Source organism: Enterobacter sp. EC_50 (assembly GCF_019584525.1).
GTDB lineage: Bacteria > Pseudomonadota > Gammaproteobacteria > Enterobacterales > Enterobacteriaceae > Enterobacter > Enterobacter roggenkampii.
This window is the reverse complement of record NZ_VDAF01000019.1, coordinates 29,293-47,729: the sequence shown is the minus strand read 5'-3', so window position 1 is coordinate 47,729 and position 18,437 is coordinate 29,293. Positions and strand designations below refer to the sequence as shown.

At 60.6% G+C, this 18,437-nt stretch carries 17 protein-coding genes; 8 read left to right on the top strand and 9 right to left on the bottom strand.

Annotation, left to right across the window (positions count from 1 at the left end; genetic code table 11):
- Positions 1 to 300: 300 nt before the first annotated feature.
- From astE to FHC48_RS16435, 5 genes are read right to left on the bottom strand one after another with little or no spacing between them, the layout of a single operon-like run.
- Positions 301 to 1,266: a succinylglutamate desuccinylase gene (gene astE, locus FHC48_RS16455; RefSeq protein WP_059364706.1), complete on the bottom strand. Its 966-nt coding sequence runs from the start codon at positions 1,264 to 1,266 to the stop codon at positions 301 to 303.
- Positions 1,267 to 1,276: 10 nt separating this feature from the next.
- Positions 1,277 to 2,602 (bottom strand): N-succinylarginine dihydrolase, encoded by a 1,326-nt coding sequence (gene astB / locus FHC48_RS16450; RefSeq protein WP_059364702.1) that lies wholly within the window; start codon positions 2,600 to 2,602, stop codon positions 1,277 to 1,279.
- Entirely contained in the window at positions 2,589 to 4,076 is a 1,488-nt protein-coding gene (gene astD, locus FHC48_RS16445; protein WP_059364699.1) for a succinylglutamate-semialdehyde dehydrogenase, read from the bottom strand. The genes astB and astD overlap by 14 nt, the downstream gene beginning before the upstream one ends.
- The gene (gene astA, locus FHC48_RS16440; RefSeq protein WP_008500686.1) at positions 4,073 to 5,107 is read right to left on the bottom strand and encodes an arginine N-succinyltransferase; all 1,035 of its coding nucleotides are present in this window, start codon (positions 5,105 to 5,107) and stop codon (positions 4,073 to 4,075) included. The genes astD and astA overlap by 4 nt, the downstream gene beginning before the upstream one ends.
- A complete protein-coding gene (locus FHC48_RS16435; protein WP_047748268.1) occupies positions 5,104 to 6,324 on the bottom strand; it encodes an aspartate aminotransferase family protein in 1,221 nt (406 codons plus the stop codon). The genes astA and FHC48_RS16435 overlap by 4 nt, the downstream gene beginning before the upstream one ends.
- A gap of 433 nt (positions 6,325 to 6,757) precedes the next feature.
- On the opposite strand from FHC48_RS16435, the gene xthA reads away from it, so the two are divergent.
- The 6 genes from xthA to FHC48_RS16405 all read left to right on the top strand — a co-directional run bounded on the left by xthA (position 6,758) and on the right by FHC48_RS16405 (position 12,933).
- A complete protein-coding gene (gene xthA / locus FHC48_RS16430; protein ID WP_059364697.1) occupies positions 6,758 to 7,564 on the top strand; it encodes an exodeoxyribonuclease III in 807 nt (268 codons plus the stop codon).
- Between the two features lie 69 nt (positions 7,565 to 7,633).
- Positions 7,634 to 8,254 carry a TVP38/TMEM64 family protein gene (locus tag FHC48_RS16425; protein ID WP_259281169.1) on the top strand — a complete coding sequence of 207 codons (621 nt, stop codon included), beginning with the start codon at positions 7,634 to 7,636 and terminating at the stop codon, positions 8,252 to 8,254.
- Between the two features lie 15 nt (positions 8,255 to 8,269).
- A complete protein-coding gene (locus FHC48_RS16420; protein WP_059364715.1) occupies positions 8,270 to 9,430 on the top strand; it encodes an ABC transporter substrate-binding protein in 1,161 nt (386 codons plus the stop codon).
- Positions 9,403 to 10,932, top strand: a complete 1,530-nt coding sequence (locus tag FHC48_RS16415) for a thiamine ABC transporter permease (RefSeq protein WP_119312082.1) — start codon at positions 9,403 to 9,405, stop codon at positions 10,930 to 10,932. The genes FHC48_RS16420 and FHC48_RS16415 overlap by 28 nt, the downstream gene beginning before the upstream one ends.
- Positions 10,932 to 11,552 carry an ATP-binding cassette domain-containing protein gene (locus tag FHC48_RS16410; protein ID WP_059364688.1) on the top strand — a complete coding sequence of 207 codons (621 nt, stop codon included), beginning with the start codon at positions 10,932 to 10,934 and terminating at the stop codon, positions 11,550 to 11,552. The genes FHC48_RS16415 and FHC48_RS16410 overlap by 1 nt, the downstream gene beginning before the upstream one ends.
- 73 nt (positions 11,553 to 11,625) lie before the next feature.
- Positions 11,626 to 12,933, top strand: coding sequence for a sulfurtransferase (locus tag FHC48_RS16405; protein WP_059364685.1), 1,308 nt, complete (start codon positions 11,626 to 11,628; stop codon positions 12,931 to 12,933).
- On the opposite strand, the gene FHC48_RS16400 is transcribed toward FHC48_RS16405, so the two are convergent.
- Together FHC48_RS16400 and FHC48_RS16395 are read right to left on the bottom strand one after the other, a co-directional pair.
- Positions 12,930 to 13,547 (bottom strand): CDP-alcohol phosphatidyltransferase family protein, encoded by a 618-nt coding sequence (locus FHC48_RS16400; protein WP_059364682.1) that lies wholly within the window; start codon positions 13,545 to 13,547, stop codon positions 12,930 to 12,932. The two genes, FHC48_RS16405 and FHC48_RS16400, sit on opposite strands and share 4 nt — an antisense overlap.
- Complete coding sequence (locus FHC48_RS16395) at positions 13,540 to 14,109, bottom strand: carboxymuconolactone decarboxylase family protein (protein ID WP_032663734.1); 570 nt, start codon at positions 14,107 to 14,109, stop codon at positions 13,540 to 13,542. The genes FHC48_RS16400 and FHC48_RS16395 overlap by 8 nt, the downstream gene beginning before the upstream one ends.
- A gap of 75 nt (positions 14,110 to 14,184) precedes the next feature.
- Between FHC48_RS16395 and FHC48_RS16390 the strand changes: the two genes are divergently transcribed.
- Positions 14,185 to 14,601, top strand: coding sequence for a pyrimidine (deoxy)nucleoside triphosphate diphosphatase (locus FHC48_RS16390; RefSeq protein WP_028015711.1), 417 nt, complete (start codon positions 14,185 to 14,187; stop codon positions 14,599 to 14,601).
- Here FHC48_RS16390 and FHC48_RS16385 read toward each other — a convergent pair.
- Positions 14,561 to 14,833 (bottom strand): YnjH family protein, encoded by a 273-nt coding sequence (locus tag FHC48_RS16385; protein ID WP_008500699.1) that lies wholly within the window; start codon positions 14,831 to 14,833, stop codon positions 14,561 to 14,563. The genes FHC48_RS16390 and FHC48_RS16385 overlap by 41 nt on opposite strands.
- Before the next feature lie 229 nt (positions 14,834 to 15,062).
- Here FHC48_RS16385 and gdhA point away from each other — a divergent pair, with 229 nt between their 5' ends.
- Positions 15,063 to 16,406: an NADP-specific glutamate dehydrogenase gene (gene gdhA, locus FHC48_RS16380; protein ID WP_220418831.1), complete on the top strand. Its 1,344-nt coding sequence runs from the start codon at positions 15,063 to 15,065 to the stop codon at positions 16,404 to 16,406.
- Positions 16,407 to 16,522: 116 nt separating this feature from the next.
- Here the strand turns inward: gdhA and FHC48_RS16375 are convergent, their stop codons facing one another.
- On the bottom strand, positions 16,523 to 18,436 hold the full coding sequence (locus FHC48_RS16375; protein ID WP_008500701.1) for a DNA topoisomerase III: 1,914 nt from the start codon (positions 18,434 to 18,436) through the stop codon (positions 16,523 to 16,525).
- Position 18,437: the final 1 nt, after the last annotated feature.

Genomic DNA, 18,437 nt, shown 5'->3' with positions numbered 1-18,437 from the left:
GCCGTGTTGACGAGATTAACTTTACGGGGTTTATCGTCAATTAATCAGAGCAACGGTAAAACAATGAAAGTGTAAAAAACAAATTTTCGCCAAATGTGGAGGAAATAAGGATAAAGCGTGGAGAGTTGCAACCAAAAATATTCAATACGATGATTTTAAAGCGATTTAGCAAAAGTATAACGGAGTGAAGGTGAATAATAAAGCAATTCACCAGGAATATTCTGCAAAACACGTTCACGCGCTTTAATTGCTAAGAAAAGGTATTTAACTTCCCCTCCCGGATGATGAGAGGGGAAAGGTTCAGGATATTTTTTCCAGCATCAGCCCGGCACGCAGGCCAAACGCGACGGTTGGGTTAGGGAATAAAACATACTCGGTGGTTTTCTGCACCTCGTAACGTTCCTCGCCATCCTCGGCCAGCAGCGCCCCTTTGCGGAACGGGGTGAAGTTGAGGGTGTGTGCGGTCATGTGGAGCAGGAAGGCGTCGCTGCGGCGCGTGATCTGCTGTACGACCCGGTACCGCTCAACGGTCTGGTGCGTAGGCTCGGGAGCCGACCCGCCCAGCAGCGCCCGCAGGGCGAGATGCGTTGGCGCAAAGCGGGTGAGATCGTTTTCCCCAAACGGCAGCGCTTTCCCCAGCTCCAGCGTACAGGACAACGCACCAAAGTGCTCACAGGTGAAGTGCGTAAAGGTTCCGCCCGGCGACTGGTGAAACACCAGCGCCTCCAGCCCGGCATCTCCCAGCCAGCTCAGAAAACCTTCCTCCCACGGCTGATTGCGCTGCGGCAGCACGCCGAAGCGGACATGGTAGGACGCGCGGATGGCCGTATGCAGATCCAGATGCCAGCGCACGGGACCCGCAGCGGCAAAGAACGCGGTCACCACATTCTCCAGCCACGCCGCCCGCGCCGTTTCGTCACTCTGCGGAAACTGCGACCAGCGCCCGCCGAACATGCGGTTAATGTCGCTCACCAGATACCGTTTGTTTTGCGCCAGCGCAGGGGGATTGCCGAGCACCACCAGCACGCGGCACTTCAGGGCAATTTCATTGCGATACAGCGCGCGCAGCAGCAGATCGACAATCTCAACGGGCGCCGTTTCATTCCCGTGAATGCCTGTTGAAAGCAGCAGCGAGAGATCGCTCTTTGCGGTCGGCGTCAGCTCAAGCACCCCGCGCCCCAGCCACCGCCAGCGAAATGAGGGGCCATCCCCCTCTTTCTGTTCCGGTGTTTCATCGGCCAGGGTCAGCGCCAGTAAATTTTCCATACCCACTCCTTTAGCGCTGGAACGGATAAACCGATCCCAGCTGCAGGATTGTCGACAACGCGTCCAGCGCCTCGCGACCTTCGCGCAGAAGCTGCGGGTCAACCAGATCGGCCTGCGTTAGACGGTCGCGATAGTAGCGATCGACCCAGTCATTCAGGCGCGTAAAGAGCGTATCGTTCATCATGACCGCCGGATTAACCGCCTGCATTTCGTCCTGAGTCAAGACCACGCGCAGACGTAAACAGGCTGGACCACCGCCGTTGGCCATGCTTTCACGCAGGTCAAACACGCGCAGTTCGTCAATCGGGTTATCCGCCTTCACCAGCTCGGTCAGGTAGCGCCATACGCCCTGATGATCCCGGGACTCCTGCGGCAGGACCAGCATCATGCTGCCGTCATCGCGGCTGAGCAGCTGGCTATTGAACAGATACGTTTCAACCGCGTCCTGCACGCTCACCGCCTCCGTTGGCACCTGGACAGGCGTGAAGCCGTGCACGCGCTCATGCAGCGTGGCGAGCAGCTTTTCCTGATGGGCAAACGCCAGCTCGTGGCAGAACAGCACCTGGCGGTTAGAAACGGCAATCACGTCGTTGTGGAACACGCCCTGGTCGATCACATGCGGGTTCTGCTGGGCAAAAATCACCTGGGAAGGATTCACCTGGTTCAGGCGGGCAACCGCCTGGCTGGCCGCCAGCGTCTGACGGGCAGGATAACGGGTTGGCGCGACGTGGCCCCCCTCTTCTCGCCCGTAAATAAACAGCTGCACACCAGGCTCGCCATAATCGCCCCCCAGGCGGTTATGGTTGGCCGCACCTTCGTCGCCAAACATCGCCACCTGCGGCAGGGCCTGATGCACCGCGAAATGGGCGTCCTGGTTGAAAATGGCGCGCAGCACGCGCTCGGTGGTTTCCGCTTCGGTGGCGCGGTGAAACTTGTTATTCAGGTTCGCCACCGTCAGGTGGACTTTGCCATCCAGCGTATCGGCTGACGGCGCGACGGTTGCCGCGTTGGCGACCCACATCGAAGAGGCGGAGCTTGCCGCCGAGAGCAGGTGCGGCGTCTGCGTCCCCGCTTTTTCGACCACCTGCTCATCGGTACCGCTAAAGCCGAGCTGACGCAGTACCGCCACGTTCGGACGCTCCTGCGGCGGGATCACCGCCTGCGGGAAACCGGCATCCGCCAGCGCTTTCATCTTCAGCAGCCCCTGCTTCGCCGCCAGCTTCGGGTTGGAAACCTGAAAACGGTGCTTCGTGGAGGCTTCATTACCAAAAGAGAGACCGGCGTAGTGGTGCGTCAGCCCCACCAGCCCGTCAAAGTTGACTTCACGCGCTTTCATGACGGTCCCCTCCGGTAAAGTCCAGCCCCGGATTAAGCGTTTCCGGCAGCGTCAGCGCCGGGGTTTCCAGGCTCGCCATCGGCCAGGCACAGTAATCGGCGGCATACCACGCGCTGGCGCGATGGTTCCCCGACGCGCCCACGCCGCCGAACGGCGCGGTGCTCGCGGCCCCGGTCAGCGGTTTATTCCAGTTCACAATCCCGGCGCGCGCTTCCAGCAGCAGTTGGTCAAACTTCTCGCGATGCGGCGAAATCAGCCCGCTCGACAGACCGTAGCGGGTGTTATTGGCCATCGCAATCGCCGCATCGAAATCGTCATAGCGCCAGACGCACAGCAGCGGGCCAAAGACCTCTTCATCCGGCACGTTGCTCGCGCCGCTCATCTCAACGATGCCCGGCGTCAGCAGCGAGGCACCCGGCTGAACCTGTTTCGGTTCGAGCAGGGTTTTCGCGCCGCGCGTGACGTGGTCCTGCCAGGCCTTCAGCACGTTCAGCGCGGCCTGCTCGGAAATCAGCCCGCCGATAAACGGCTGCGGATCGGCATCCCACGCGGCTGGCACCAGACGCGCGCTCACCTCAACCAGACGTTTGAGGAACGCATCCCCCTGCGCGCCCCGTTTCACCAGCAGGCGGCGGGCGCAGGTGCAGCGCTGTCCGGCGGTAATAAAGGCGGACTGAATCGTCAGGTGCACCGCGGCGTCGATATCGTCAGGGTCTTCCACAATCAGCGGGTTGTTGCCGCCCATCTCGAGAGCAAGGATTTTTTCCGGCTGCCCCGCCAGCTGGCGATGCAGCTGATAGCCCGTCCCGGCGCTGCCGGTAAACAGCAGGCCGTCGATATCGCTCAGCGCGCTCAGCGCCTGGCCGGTTTCACGTCCACCCTGCACCAGGTTCAGCACGCCCGGCGGCAGGCCAGCCTGTTCCCACAGCTTCACCACCGCCTCGCCGGTTAATGGGGTGAGCTCGCTCGGCTTGAAAATCACGGTATTGCCCGCCAGCAGCGCGGGCACAATGTGGCCATTCGGCAGATGTCCCGGGAAGTTGTACGGACCAAACACCGCCAGCACGCCGTGCGGACGGTGACGCAGCGTGGCCGCGCCGTCCGGCATCTCGGTGTGCTGTTCGCCGGTGCGGGTGTGGTACGCCTTCACCGAAATGGCGACTTTGTTGATCATCGCTGTCACTTCGGTTGCCGCTTCCCAGCGCGGTTTACTGGTTTCAGACGCGATGATGCGCGTCAGTTCGGCCTTATTTGCCTCCAGCAGCCCGGCAAACTTTTCAACAAGCGCCTGGCGCACGGCGAAAGGCTGTTTTGCCCACGCCGGGAACGCGCGGCGTGCGGCATGGCAGGCTTGTTCCACCTGCGCGGCGCTGGCGTCGTTCCCCTTCCAGAGCACCTCTTTTCCTACCGGATTGGTCTTTACGCGCTGTTCGCCTTCGCCCGTGACCCAGTCACCGTTAATCCATAATGTCATGCTGTTTTCTCCTCAGGGCAGAGACGCACCAGGCGAACCTTATCGCCAGCGTTACATTTCAGGGCATCCAGTTCTGCAGCCGTCAGCACCAGACGTTCACATTTCGGGTTGGTCCGCACCAGCATCGCACGGAAGTTGGCGTAATTTTCGTTCGCCACCAGGCATGCCGGCCAGTCGCCCGGCGCGGGCTGGCCTTCAGAGACCTCAACCAGCCGGCTCTTACGGATCGCGCGTACGCGGTCGATATCGCACTCAAGCGTGGGCCCACCGTCAAAGATGTCGACATAGTTACGGTAGCGGAAGCCCTCTTTCTCCAGCACCGCGCGGGCAGGCGCGGTTTGCGGATGCACTTCGCCGATCACCGCCTGCGCTTCCGGGCTGAGGAAATGGGTATAGATAGGATGCTTCGGCATCAGTTCGGCAATAAAGGCTTTCTGACCCGTGCCGCAGAGATAGTCCGCCCGGCTGAACTCCATCGAGAAGAAGCGCTCGCCCAGGCTCTCCCAGAACGGTGAATAGCCGGTGTCGTCGATCACGCCGCGCATCTCCGCAACCACCTTTTCGTTAAAGCGATCGCGGAAGGCGGCCATAAACATAAAGCGCGATTTGGAGAGCAGATAGCCGTTGCCCTCCTTGCGCCACGCCGGGTCGAGGAACAGCGTGCAAAGCTCGCTGGCGCCCGTGTGGTCATTGCAGAGGAACAGCGTCGGCAGCGCGTTATAGACGTTCAGCTCTTTCGAGGCATGAACCATGGTGCCGACGCGGTAGTTGTACCACGGGTCGTTAAGCCCGACGGCCACTTCGATGGCGCAGATCCCGGCCACGGTCCCCGTGTCGGTGTCTTCCAGCACGAACACATACCCCTGTTCGCTTTTTGGCAACGTCCCCTGCCAGGTTTGAAGGGCGCGCTCAATGCGCGCCGATAGCGTTTTTTCATCGGCAGGAAGCGAGGTCAGCCCGCCTCCCGTCTTACCGGCAAGCTGCATGAGCCCGGCGAGATCGCCGCGCTCAACGGGACGGATGACCATCATGATGACACCCCGGATTTCACCTTTTCACACGCCAGCGCAAAGCGGTCCAGACCGGTTTGCACCTCTTCCTCGCTGACAATCAGCGCGGGAGCAAAACGCACGACGTTGGCACCGGCAATCAGCACCATCACACCCACTTTTGCCGCTTCCTGTGAAATAAGTTTAGCTTTTCCGGCAAACTCAGCGGTGAGCTCGCAGCCGATTAACAGCCCCAGGCCACGAATTTCTTTAAACAGGCCAACCTTGCCGTTGATGGCATTCAGGCGCTCAACAAACCAGTCGTGGCGCTGCTTAACGCCCTTCAGCACCTCAGGGGTATTAATGATGTCGAGCACCTGTCCGGCGACGGCGGTGGCCAGCGGGTTGCCGCCGTAGGTGGTGCCGTGGGTGCCGACGGTCATCACGCTGGCGAATTTATCGGTAGTCAGCGTTGCGCCAATCGGGAAGCCGCCGCCCAGCGCTTTGGCGGTCGACAGCACGTCCGGCGTGACGCCGTAGTGCATATAGGCATACAGCTCGCCGGTGCGGCCCACGCCGGTCTGCACTTCGTCGAAAATCAGCACCGCGTTATGACGATCGCACAGCTCGCGCAGCCCCTGCAGGAATTCCTTTTGCGCCGGAAGCACGCCACCCTCACCCTGCATCGGCTCGACGATCACCGCACAGGTGGTGTCGTTAATCAGCTCGCTGGCAGACTGCAGATCGTTATAAATACCGTGACGGATATCCGGCGGCAGCGGTGCGAAATCCTGCGAGTAGGAAGGCTGGCCACCCGCGCTGACGGTAAAGAGCGTCCGTCCGTGAAAGGCATTTTTAAACGCCACGATACCGCTCTTGTGGGTTCCAAACTTATCGTGCGCATATTTGCGCGCCAGCTTCAGCGCCGCTTCATTGGCTTCCGCCCCCGAGTTACAGAAAAAGACTTTTTCGGCAAACGTCGCGTCGATCAGTTTTTTGGCCAGGCGCAGCGCAGGCTCGTTGGTAAAGCCGTTGCCGGTATGCCAGAACTTCGCCGCCTGGTCATTGAGCGCCTGACGCAGCGCCGGGTGCGCATGCCCCAGCGCGTTCACCGCAATCCCACCGGCAAAGTCGATATACTCTTTACCCTGTTGATCCCACAGGCGCGAGCCTTCCCCACGAACCGGAATAAAAGCCGCCGGAGCGTAAACCGGCATCATCCATTCATCGAAATTTTCACGCGTAATTGACAGAGACATAGCGACCTCATCCGGTAAATAAAAAGTTATTTGAATGTTAAATAATTGAGTGTTTGCACTGTGAATGTAGATTGCAGCCTTCGTGCCAGCCAGCGATAAAAATGCATAAACGGGTTGAGAGGACAGAATATCAATAAGTTACAACATGGAGTTATTCACTGTTAGTGCATAAAAAGTGAATATTTTTACGACAAGCGGCGCTTTGCCGCATGAAAATCAGAAAGAGTATGCACAGGCCAAATATAATTCTGGAATTGTGATCGCTCGCGAAATTTATCGGCCATTTACGCCCTCTTTGGGGGCGAAGCGCGTCAGAATGGTGCAAATATTGCACCACCGGCATTATCTGTTGCAGTTATTGGTCGAAGCCGGTAACAGTTGACGCAAATTCTGCTACCATCCTTGCACTATTCACCTTGCACTGGCAGCGACTATGAAATTTGTCTCTTTTAATATCAACGGCCTGCGTGCCCGCCCTCATCAGCTTGAAGCTATCGTTGAGCAACATCAGCCAGATGTGATCGGCCTGCAGGAGACAAAGGTTCACGACGACATGTTCCCCCTCGAAGAGGTGGCGAAACTTGGCTACAACGTCTTTTATCACGGCCAGAAAGGTCACTATGGCGTCGCGCTGCTGACCAAAGCGCCACCGGTCTCCGTGCGTCGCGGCTTCCCGGGCGACGGTGAAGAAGCACAGCGTCGCATTATCATGGCGGAAGTCCCTTCTGCGATCGGCAATATCACGGTCATCAACGGCTATTTCCCGCAGGGTGAGAGCCGTGACCATGAGACCAAATTCCCGGCTAAAGCGAAGTTTTATCAGGATCTGCAGGACTACCTGACCACCGAACTCAAAAAAGAGAATCCGGTGCTGATCATGGGCGACATGAATATCAGCCCGACGGATCTCGATATCGGTATTGGCGAAGAGAACCGCAAACGCTGGCTGCGCACCGGCAAATGCTCCTTCCTGCCGGAAGAGCGTGAGTGGATGGAGCGCCTGCTGGGCTGGGGCCTGGTGGATACCTTCCGCAATGCCAACCCGGAAACGCAGGATCGCTTCTCCTGGTTTGACTATCGCTCTAAAGGCTTTGACGACAACCGCGGCCTGCGTATCGATCTTCTGCTGGCCAGTTCCCCGCTGGCCGAGCGCTGCATCGAAACCGGGATCGACTACGACATCCGCGGCATGGAAAAACCGTCTGACCACGCGCCAGTGTGGGCTAAATTCAAGCTGTAATGACGCGTGAACCTTTCAAAAACACTCTTCCTGTGCGCCCTTCTGGGCGCCTTTATTCTGGCGTTTATCATGCTTCCGCCGGGAACCCTCTCCCTGGAAGGGATTAAAACGCACCAGCAGGCATTACTCTCCTATGTCGACCACTCGCCGCTGCGCAGCGCGCTGATCTTCTTTGCGGTCTATGTGGCGGTCTCCGCCCTCTCGATCCCCGGCGCGGCGATCCTGACCCTGCTGGGCGGGACGTTGTTTAGCCTGTGGGAAGGCACTGTGCTGGTCTCGTTTGCCTCCACGCTTGGGGCCACGCTGGCGATGCTCGCCAGCCGCTATCTTTTGCGCGACTGGGTGCAACGGCGGTTTGCCAGGCAGATGGGTACGGTGAATACCGGCATGGCGCGCGACGGCGCGGGCTATCTTTTTGCCCTGCGCCTGATGCCGCTGTTCCCGTTTTTCCTGGTGAATTTGCTGATGGGACTGACCCGCATGGGAGTATTTCGCTACTGGTGGGTCAGCCAGGTCGCCATGCTGCCCGCGACGGTGGTCTTTCTCAACGCCGGGCGCGAGCTGGGAAAAGTGACCTCGCTGCGCGATATTTTGTCGCCGGGCATGCTAATCGCCTTTACACTACTGGGGTTATTGCCGTTGGTCACCCGCCGGCTGTTTTCCCGTTATCTCCCGTCTGCTAAAAAGTGAGGCATTATGCGCCGTGTGCGTTTTTGCGCGTTTCTGACCGGGCTGCTGCTGGCGGCCCCTCTGTATGCCGCCGACGGCTGGCAGGCTATTCAGCAACAGGCCAAAGGCCAGACCGTCTGGTTTAACGCCTGGGGCGGCGATCCGGCGGTCAACCGCTATCTGGAGTGGGTCAGCGGCGAGATGCATACGCACTATGCCATTACCCTTAAAATTGTCCCGCTGGCGGATGCTGCCGACGCGGTAAAACGTATTCAGACCGAAGCCGCCGCGGGGCGTAAGACCAACGGCTCCGTCGACCTGCTGTGGGTTAACGGCGAGAACTTCCGCACGCTGAAAGAGGCAAACCTGCTGGAGACCGGATGGGCGCAGACGTTGCCCAACTGGCGCTATGTTGATACCCGCAAGCCCGTTACGGAGGATTTTGCTATCCCCACAGACGGCGCGGAATCGCCGTGGGGCGGCGCGCAGCTGACCTTTATCACCCGCAAAGCCAGCATGCCGACGCCGCCTGTGGATCCTCAGGCACTGCTGGCTTACGCGCAGCAGCATCCGGGCAAGATCAGCTATCCTCGCCCGCCCGATTTTACCGGCACGGCATTTCTTGAGCAGCTGCTGATGACGCTAACCGCTCACCCGGAGGCGCTGCAAAAGGCCCCCGATAGCACCTTTGCCGAGGTCACGGCCCCGCTCTGGGATTATCTGGACACGCTCCACCCGCTGCTGTGGCGCGAAGGGAAAGATTTTCCCCCTTCTCCTGCACGGATGGATGCCCTGCTTGCCAGCGGCAGCCTGTACCTGTCGCTGACCTTTAACCCGGCCCATGCGCAGCAGAAAGTGGCGAGCGGCGAACTGCCCGCCGACAGCTATAGCTTTGGTTTTCAGAGCGGGATGCTCGGCAACGTCCATTTTGTGGCGATTCCGGCCAACGCCAGCGCGAGCGCGGGGGCGAAAATGGTCGCCAATTTCCTGCTGTCGCCGCAGGCGCAGATCCGCAAAGCTGACCCGGCCATCTGGGGCGATCCGAGCGTGCTGGATGCGAAAACGCTGCCCGAAGAAGAAGCCAGACAGCTGCTGGCCCACACGCCGCAGGGGCTGCCGAAGGTGCTTGCCGAGCCGCAGTCCGCCTGGGTGAACGCGCTGGAGCAGGAATGGCTGCGTCGTTACGGCACCCGCTGAACGGGCTCGTCTGGCTGGCGATGGCGGTGATTTATCTGCCGATCCTGCCCGCCGGCGCCATGCTGCTTGCCCCGGCGTTTTCGCTGACAAACTGGCAGCGGCTGCTGAACGATCCGCAGCTCCCGCAGGCGGCCGTCGCCACGCTGGTCTCAACGCTCATCGCCACGCTGGGGGCGTTGTTCATTGCCCTTCTCCTCGTCAGCCTTCTCTGGCCCGGTAAACGCTGGCGACGTCTCACAACCCGTCTGCCGTGGCTGCTGGCGATCCCCCATGTGGCGTTCGCCACCGGCGCGCTACTGCTGTTTGCCGAGGGCGGACTGTTTTATCAGGTCTGCACCGTCTGTTCGCCGCCGTTTGACCGCTACGGCGCCGGGCTGGGGCTGACGCTTGCGGTCAAAGAGAGCGCGTTTGTCCTGTGGGCGATTTATGCCGTACTGCCGGAAAAACGGCTCGCGCAGCAGAAGATCGTCCTGCAGACGCTCGGCTACGGGCGATTTCAGACGCTGAGCTGGCTGATTCTGCCAGCTATCGCGCCCGTCCTCGGGGCAGTCATGCTGGCGGTGCTGGCATGGTCGCTGTCGGTCGTGGACGTGGCGATCGTTCTCGGGCCCGGCAACCCGCCTACCCTGGCCGTGCTGGCCTGGCAGTGGTTAAGCCAGGGCGACGCGCAGCAGCAGGCAAAAGGGACGCTGCTGTGCCTGCTTCTCCTTCTGCTGCTGGCCGCGCTTGCCGCTCTGGGATACGGACTCTGGAAGGCATGGGTTCGCACACTTGCGGACCTTACCGGAACGCGTCCCCGGTCGCAGCGCGTCCTGCCTGAGCGGACACTGAGCGGGTTTCTGCCCGCCTGCGGCGTCCTGTGCGCCGCGGTACTGCTGATGCTGGCGCAACGGGATGACGTTGGCCCGGTGGGGAGCAGCCTCTGCTTCGGTCTGCTTTCAAGCCTGACCGGCCTGGTCGTCGGGTTACTCTGGCTGGAGTGGGGCCCGCAGCGCGGCGCACTGTGGGTGTGGTTACCGCTCGCCCTTCCGGCCCTCCCGCTCGTTACCGGCCAGTATGCGATTGCGTTGCACCTGGACGTCGACGGGCACTACGCCGCCGTGCTCTGGAGCCATCTCCTGTGGGTATTGCCGTGGATGCTGCTGGTGCTGCAACCCGCCTGGCGCCGGATCGATTCCCGGCTTATTCTCACCGCCAGAACCCTCGGCTGGCGACGGACAAAAATCTTTTTACTGCTGAAATGCCCGCTGCTGGTGCGCCCTGCGCTACTGGCCTTTGCCACCGGCTTTTCCGTCAGCATGGCGCAATATATGCCGACGCTGTGGCTGGGCGCGGGGCGTTTCGCCACGCTGACCACCGAAACCGTGGCGCTCAGCAGCGGGGGCAGCATCCCGATTCTCGCTAACCGGGCGCTGGGATTACTGCTGGTCACGGGCACGGTATTTGGTCTTGCCGCCCTGCTATCCCGGCTCGTGGGCCGCTACCGACAAGGGTTACGTTAATGCTGAAGGTAAAAAATCTCACCATCGAACCGCTTTTCCGCGAGGTCAGTTTTTGCGTGCCCCGCGGGGAGATCGTCACCCTGATGGGGCCGTCCGGCAGCGGAAAGTCGACCCTTTTTGCCTGGATGGTCGGCGCGCTGTCAGACGATTTCCAGGCGCGTGGCGAACTGTGGCTCGACGCGCGTCGCTGCGACGCGCTTCCCGTGGAGTCCCGCGGGATGGGTATTCTCTTTCAGGACGCGCTGCTGTTCGATCAGTTCAGCGTCGGGCAAAATTTGCTGCTGGCGCTGCCTGAGCGCATCGCCGGACGCGCGCGTCGGGAGGCGGTCGCGCAGGCGCTCGATTCCGCCGGGCTGAGCGGCCATTACGCCAGCGATCCGGCCACCCTCTCCGGCGGGGAGCGTGCCCGGGTCAGCCTGCTGCGGGCCCTGCTCGCGGAGCCGCAGGCGCTGCTGCTGGATGAACCGTTCAGCCGCCTCGATAAAGCGTTACGGGCCACGTTTCGGGCATGGGTATTTGACGCCGTCCGCGCGCGCAATATTCCGGCGGTGCTGGTCACGCACGATGAGGACGATATTCCACCCGGCGGCGAGCTGATTGAGATTTCTCGCTGGCAATAATGTGCTAACGCAATGTTTTCCGTTTCGGGAGAGACGACAATGCCCCCCTCTTTTACTGACGTCAGGTTATTCGATGAAACGTGTTTCTCAACTGACCGCGCTGGCCCTGCTCTGCGGCCTCGCCTCTTTTTCCTCGCTGGCGGCTGATATGCCCAACGCCATCACGCTGTCTCAGCTTCAGGCACAGCACGGCACGCCTGTCGACACACGCGCCAGCGCCTTCTATAACGGCTGGCCGCAGACGCTTAGCGGCCCCTCCGGGCATGAACCCGCCGCGCTCAACCTTGCTGCCGCCTGGCTCAGCGCCATGAGCGACGAGCAGATTGTGCTGTGGGCAAAACAGCATCAGCTTACCCCTGCGACGACCATCGCCCTGTATGGCGACGAGAACGATAACCAGGCGGTGAAAGCCCGCCTGGAGAAAGCCGGGTACCGCCACGTTTCGCTGCTCAGCGATGCTCTGCAGACGCCCGAGCGCCTTCAGCGCCTGCCTCACTTTGAACAGCTGGTTTACCCGCAGTGGATCCACCGGCTCCAGCAGGGTAAACCCGTGGCTGCCGCACCGGCGGGCGACTGGAAAGTGATTGAGGCCGCCTGGGGTGCACCGAAGTTTTACCTGCTGAACCACATTCCCGGCGCGGGCTATATCGACACCAACGAGGTGGAAAGCGAACCGCTGTGGAATAAAGTCTCCGACGACAAGCTGAAAGCGATGCTGGCGAAGCACGGGATCCGTCACGACACCACCGTCATCTTGTATGGCCGCGACGTCTACGCCGCCGCGCGCGTGGCGCAGATTATGCTGTATGCGGGCGTGAAGGATGTGCGTATTCTCGACGGCGGCTGGAAGGCGTGGTCAGATGCAGGCCTGCCGGTTGAGCGCGGTACGCCCGGTAAAGTGACGCCCGCCCCCGATTTCGGCGCGCCGATCCCCGGTCAGCCGCAGCTGATGGTGGATATGGAACAGGCGCGCGGCATGCTGCACCGTCAGGATGCCTCTCTGGTCAGCATACGCTCGTGGCCGGAGTTCATCGGCGAAACCAGCGGCTACAGCTACATCAAGCCAAAAGGTGAAATTGCCGGTGCCCGCTGGGGTCACGCGGGCAGCGATGCCACCCACATGGAGGATTTCCATAACCCGGATGGCACCATGCGCAGCGCTGACGACATCGCCGCCCAGTGGAAGCGCTGGAATATTCTGCCGGAACAGCACGTCGCGTTTTACTGCGGCACCGGCTGGCGGGCGTCTGAAACCTTTATGTACGCCCGGGCGATGGGCTGGAAGAATATCGCCGTCTATGACGGCGGCTGGTACGAATGGAGCAGTCATCCGCAGAACCCGGTGACGACCGGTGAGCGCGGGCCTGAAAGCGCGCGCTAAGGGTTAAGTGACTTCAGCGTCACGTAGCCGCTCCAGATGCGCGTTGTGGTGGTCAGCCAGCACAGCGCGCCGAATACCCACGCGAAGAGCGTAAAGTGCGCAGGAAAAAGGCAGCACAGCACAAACAGCACGATGGTCTCCGTCCCTTCCGTTAACCCGCCGATGTAATAAAACGACTTGTGCGCATAGCCGGGGTTGTCGATGTCGTGCTTCGCGGCCAGGGCCGCAAACGCCAGAAAACTGCTGCCGGTCCCGATAAACGCAAACAGCAGCCAGGCGGCCGCCAGCGCATTTTCTGCCGGAGCAGCGAGCGCAAAGCCAAACGGCACCAGGGCGTAGAACAGAAAGTCGAGCGCGATATCGAGAAATCCCCCCGCATCGCTCAGCCCTCTCCGACGCGCCAGCGCCCCGTCCAGACCGTCCAGCAGACGGTTAAGCACGATGGCGACCAGCGCCGCCGGATACCAGCCGAGGGCCAGAAACGGCAGCGCCAGCACGCCGATGGCAAACCCGGTCAGGGTCAATCCGTCTGGCGTGATGCCCGGCCTGTCCAGCACGGAGACCAGACGATTCAGAGCCGGTTTTATCCGCGGGTGAAAATGGCGATCAAGCATGGGGCGTCTCGTTAAAGGTGGCGCACAACCCCTGCGCCGGAATATCCAGCGCGGCGTTAAAGCGGGCAGAGAGATTCTGAAAGGCAATGAGCGCCGTCATCTCGGTGATGGCATCTTCCGTAAAGTGGCGCTTCAGCGCCGTTCTGATGGCCTCATCCGCCCGGGGCGGCGTGGCGGTCACCGCCTCGGCGTAGGCCAGCGCCGCGCGCTCCTGCTCCGTGAACAAGGCGGATGCCTGCCAGTCGCTAACGGCCTGCACCTTTTCCAGCGCCCCGCAGCGCTCGGCCAGCCGCAGGCTGTTGGCATCAATACAGAAAGCGCAGTGGCAGAGCTGGGACACCCGCGTCATGAGCAGCGAACGCAGCACGGGCGTCAGGCGCGCGTGACGACGCTCCAGAAAACCGACGAACAGCGCGACCAGCCAGAACAGACGCGGCATGCGCCCCCACCAGCGCGTGGGATTCAGCACGGCGCCAAAATGCTTTTTCTGCATCACGGCAATGGGTTTAAGGCTGGCGGGAAGGGATTCGATAGGGGCAACCCAGGCGGTGGTCTCTTTCACCTGATTCTCCTGATTACTGGACTCTGAGAAAGGGCACGATAATATGTCTTTTTTCGCTATCAATTATTGACGACCATGCTGAAAACACTCGATGTCGTTGCCGCCATCATCGAAAAAGACGACAAAATTTTACTGGCGCAGCGCCCTGCCCACGCCGACCAGCCGGGCATGTGGGAATTTGCAGGCGGCAAAGTCGAGGCGGGAGAAACCCAGCCCGAGGCGCTTATCCGCGAGCTGCGCGAAGAGTTGGGTATTGAAGCGCGGCCTGCGCAATACGTGGCAAGCCACCAGCGCGAGGTCTCGCAGCGCTTAATCAACCTGCACGCCTGGCACGTTCCTGCGTTTAGCGGTGCGCTCACGGCGCACTACCACAGCGCGCTGGCATGGTGCACGCCGGAAGAGGCGTTTGGCTACGCCTTAGCCCCCGCGGATATTCCCCTGCTGGAGGCGTTTATTGTTTTACGCGACGCCAGACCAGCGGGTTCGTGCTGATGGCGCGCTCGTCGCGCTGGCACTGCAACAGCACGCCCTCCGCCTTCACGACGGCCCCTTCAGAATAGTTTTGATCCTGGTAGATGCAGCACTGGTTACACGGCTGCGCGCGCTGGCCGCTGGAGCTAAACACTTCCGGCGGCACATTCACTTCCACATCCGGGCGAATGCGGTCAGCCTGCGCGCCTGCGGTAAAAATCGCACATAATGCGGTAAGTACATAACGGTTCATAGACACATCTTCCTGTTGTTCCCTTGATAATGACTATAACGGTAAACCCGCGCGGAACCTTTAATTTATCTCGTCATCGCTTTTGGTTATGACGCAGCACCTGTCATTAATTTCCCTTTCGTCCTGAATTTCTGCTTGCCACACAAAGCGGTACGGGTGGTATAGTCAAAAAAACAACACAAAACGCATAAGTCATATACAAACATTATTATAAGAGGTTCTTATATCTATGGATCAGACACGCTCTCTGGAAAGTTTCCTTGCCCATGTTCAGCAGCGCGACCCGCACCAAAGCGAGTTCGCCCAGGCCGTACGTGAAGTGATGACCACCCTGTGGTCCTTCCTTGAACAAAACCCGCGCTATCGCCAGATGTCGTTGCTCGAACGCCTGGTCGAGCCAGAGCGAGTGATCCAGTTCCGCGTGACGTGGGTGGACGATCGCAATCAGGTGCAGGTCAACCGCGCGTGGCGCGTCCAGTTTAACTCCGCCATCGGCCCGTTTAAGGGCGGCATGCGTTTCCATCCGTCCGTGAATTTGTCGATTCTGAAATTCCTCGGCTTCGAGCAGACCTTTAAAAACGCGCTGACCACGCTGCCCATGGGCGGCGGAAAAGGTGGCAGCGATTTCGACCCGAAAGGCAAAAGCGAAGGTGAAGTGATGCGTTTCTGCCAGGCGCTGATGACCGAACTCTACCGTCACCTCGGCCCGGACACCGACGTGCCTGCCGGTGATATCGGCGTGGGCGGACGTGAAGTGGGCTTTATGGCCGGGATGATGAAAAAGCTTTCCAACAACAGCGCCTGCGTCTTTACCGGCAAAGGGCTGTCGTTTGGCGGGAGCCTGATCCGCCCGGAAGCGACCGGGTACGGCCTGGTATACTTCACAGAGGCCATGCTCAAGCGTCACGGCTTAGGCTTCGAAGGCATGCGCGTAGCCGTTTCCGGCTCCGGTAACGTGGCGCAGTACGCGATTGAAAAAGCGATGCAGTTTGGCGCTCGCGTGGTGACCGCCTCTGACTCCAGCGGAACGGTGGTGGATGAAGCGGGCTTCACGGCAGAGAAGCTGGCGCGCCTGTGTGAAATCAAAGCCAGCCGCGATGGACGCGTAGCGGATTACGCCCGGGAGTTTGGCCTGACCTACCTCGAAGGTAAACAGCCGTGGGGCGTGCCGGTGGATATCGCCCTGCCGTGCGCCACGCAGAACGAGCTGGATGCTGAAGCCGCGCGCACGTTGATTAGCAACGGCGTAAAAGCGGTCGCCGAAGGGGCAAACATGCCGACCACCATCGACGCGACGGATCTGTTCCTGGAGGCAGGCGTGCTGTTTGCACCGGGCAAGGCCGCCAACGCGGGCGGCGTGGCAACCTCCGGCCTCGAGATGGCGCAAAACGCCGCGCGTCTCGGCTGGAAGGCGGAGAAAGTGGATGCGCGCCTGCACCATATCATGCTGGATATTCACCACGCCTGCGTGGAATATGGCGGTGAAGCGTCACAAACCAACTACGTGCGTGGGGCGAATATCGCCGGGTTCGTGAAGGTAGCGGATGCGATGATTGGGCAGGGTGTGATTTAAAGTTTCGCGGCGTTCTCGCCCTGTAGGCCCGGTAAGGCGTAGCCGCCACCGGGCTTTTTTCAGGCCGCAGAGCTGTCTTTCGCCGGGTGGCGGCTTCGCCTGACCCGGCCTACGAGTTAAGAAGCGGCCGCGCTCTTTTTCTTTTTAAACGGTTTCTTCGCCCCACCACCGGGTGCAACCATCCCTCTGAACGTTTTCACGGGCGTGCTGCGCGCCTGATCGATCAGCTGGTAAAGCGTCCCCACCAGCGGCTGCATAAAGTCCTGATAGCGGCACTGCTTCTCGCTGATCTGCGTCAGCACCGATTCCCAATGCGCGGTCATGTCCGGCCTGGCGGCCAGCTCCGGCAGGGAATGAATCAGCGCGCGGCCCGGCTCGGTCGAATGAATATAGCGCCCCTTTTTCTCAAGAAAACCGCGCTTAAAGAGCAGCTCGATAATCCCCGCGCGGGTCGCCTCCGTGCCCAGACCGTCGGTGGCGCGCAGGATCTTCTTCAGATCTTTATCCTGCACGAACCGGGCGATCCCGGTCATCGCGGAAAGCAGCGTCGCATCGGTAAAATGGCGCGGCGGCTGGGTCTGGCGTTCCACCACTTCCCCTTTCTCGCACAGCAGCTCGTCGTCTTTGGCGACCACGGGCAGCGGCGTGCCGTCATTCTCCTCGTCACGCTCTTTGTTGCCGAGCAGCGTGCGCCAGCCTGCTTCCGCGAGGAAACGGGCTTTGGCGATAAACTTCCCTTTTGCGATTTCCAGCTCGATCACGCATTTGCGGAACACCGCGTCCGGGCAGAACTGCATCAGGTACTGGCGGGCGATCAGGTTGTAGACCTTCGCTTCGTTATCCGTCAGGTTGACGCTGCTGGCGCGCGCCGTCGGGATAATCGCGTGGTGGGCGTCCACCTTTTTGTCGTCCCAGCAGCGGTTATGGGTGTCCGGGTTCACCACCGGCTGCGGCAGCAGATCCGGCGCGTGCACGCTAATGGCGTTCATCACCGAATGACGACCGGCAAAATGCTCTTCCGGCAGGTAGCGGCTATCCGAACGCGGATAGGTGATCAGCTTGTGGGTTTCATAGAGCTTCTGGCAGATGTCCAGCACGTTCTGCGCGCTGAGGCCAAAGCGTTTCGCGGCCTCAATCTGCAGGGCCGACAGCGAGAACGGCAGCGGCGCGGGTTCTGATTCCCGTTTATCGTTATAGCTGGTGACGATAGCGGGCTGTCCGGTAATGCGGTTAACCACATGATCCGCCAGCGGGCGGTGCAGCAAACGCCCCTCTTCATCCTGATATGACTCGCAGGCATCGCTCGGCTGCCAGACGGCGGTAAAGCGTTCGTCTTTAGGCGTGACGATATGCGCTTTCACTTCAAAGAAATCTTTGGCGACGAAGTTCTCAATCTCTTCATCACGACGCACGACCAGCCCCAGCACCGGCGTCTGCACGCGCCCCACGGAGAGCACGCCCTGATAGCCCGCGTTGCGCCCGAGGATGGTGTAGGCGCGGGTCATGTTGATACCGTACAGCCAGTCGGCGCGGGCACGCGCGAGCGCCGAGACGCACAGCGGAATAAATTCGCTGTTGGCGCGCAGGCGCGAGATCGCACGCTCCACCGCCTGCGGGTTGAGGTCGTTGATCAGGCAGCGCTGCACCTGCTGGCGCTTTTCCGGCGCCAGTTCAAGATAGTCCAGCACCTCATCCACCAGCAGCTGTCCTTCCCTGTCCGGGTCACCCGCGTGCACGATTTCATCGGCTTCATGCAGGAAGCGCTTGATCACGTTGAGCTGTTTGGTCACCGAAGGTCGGGGCTGCAGGCGCCATTTTTCCGGCACGATGGGCAGATCGTTTAAATTCCAGCGGGCGTAACGGCTGTCATAGACATCCGGCTGCGCCTGCTCAAGCAGGTGACCGATACACCAGGTGACCACCTGCCCGTTACCGCATTCGATAAAGCCGTCGCCTTTGCGATGCGGCTTGGGCAGCACATCGGCAATGGCACGGGCCAGGCTCGGCTTTTCGGCAATAAACAACCGCATC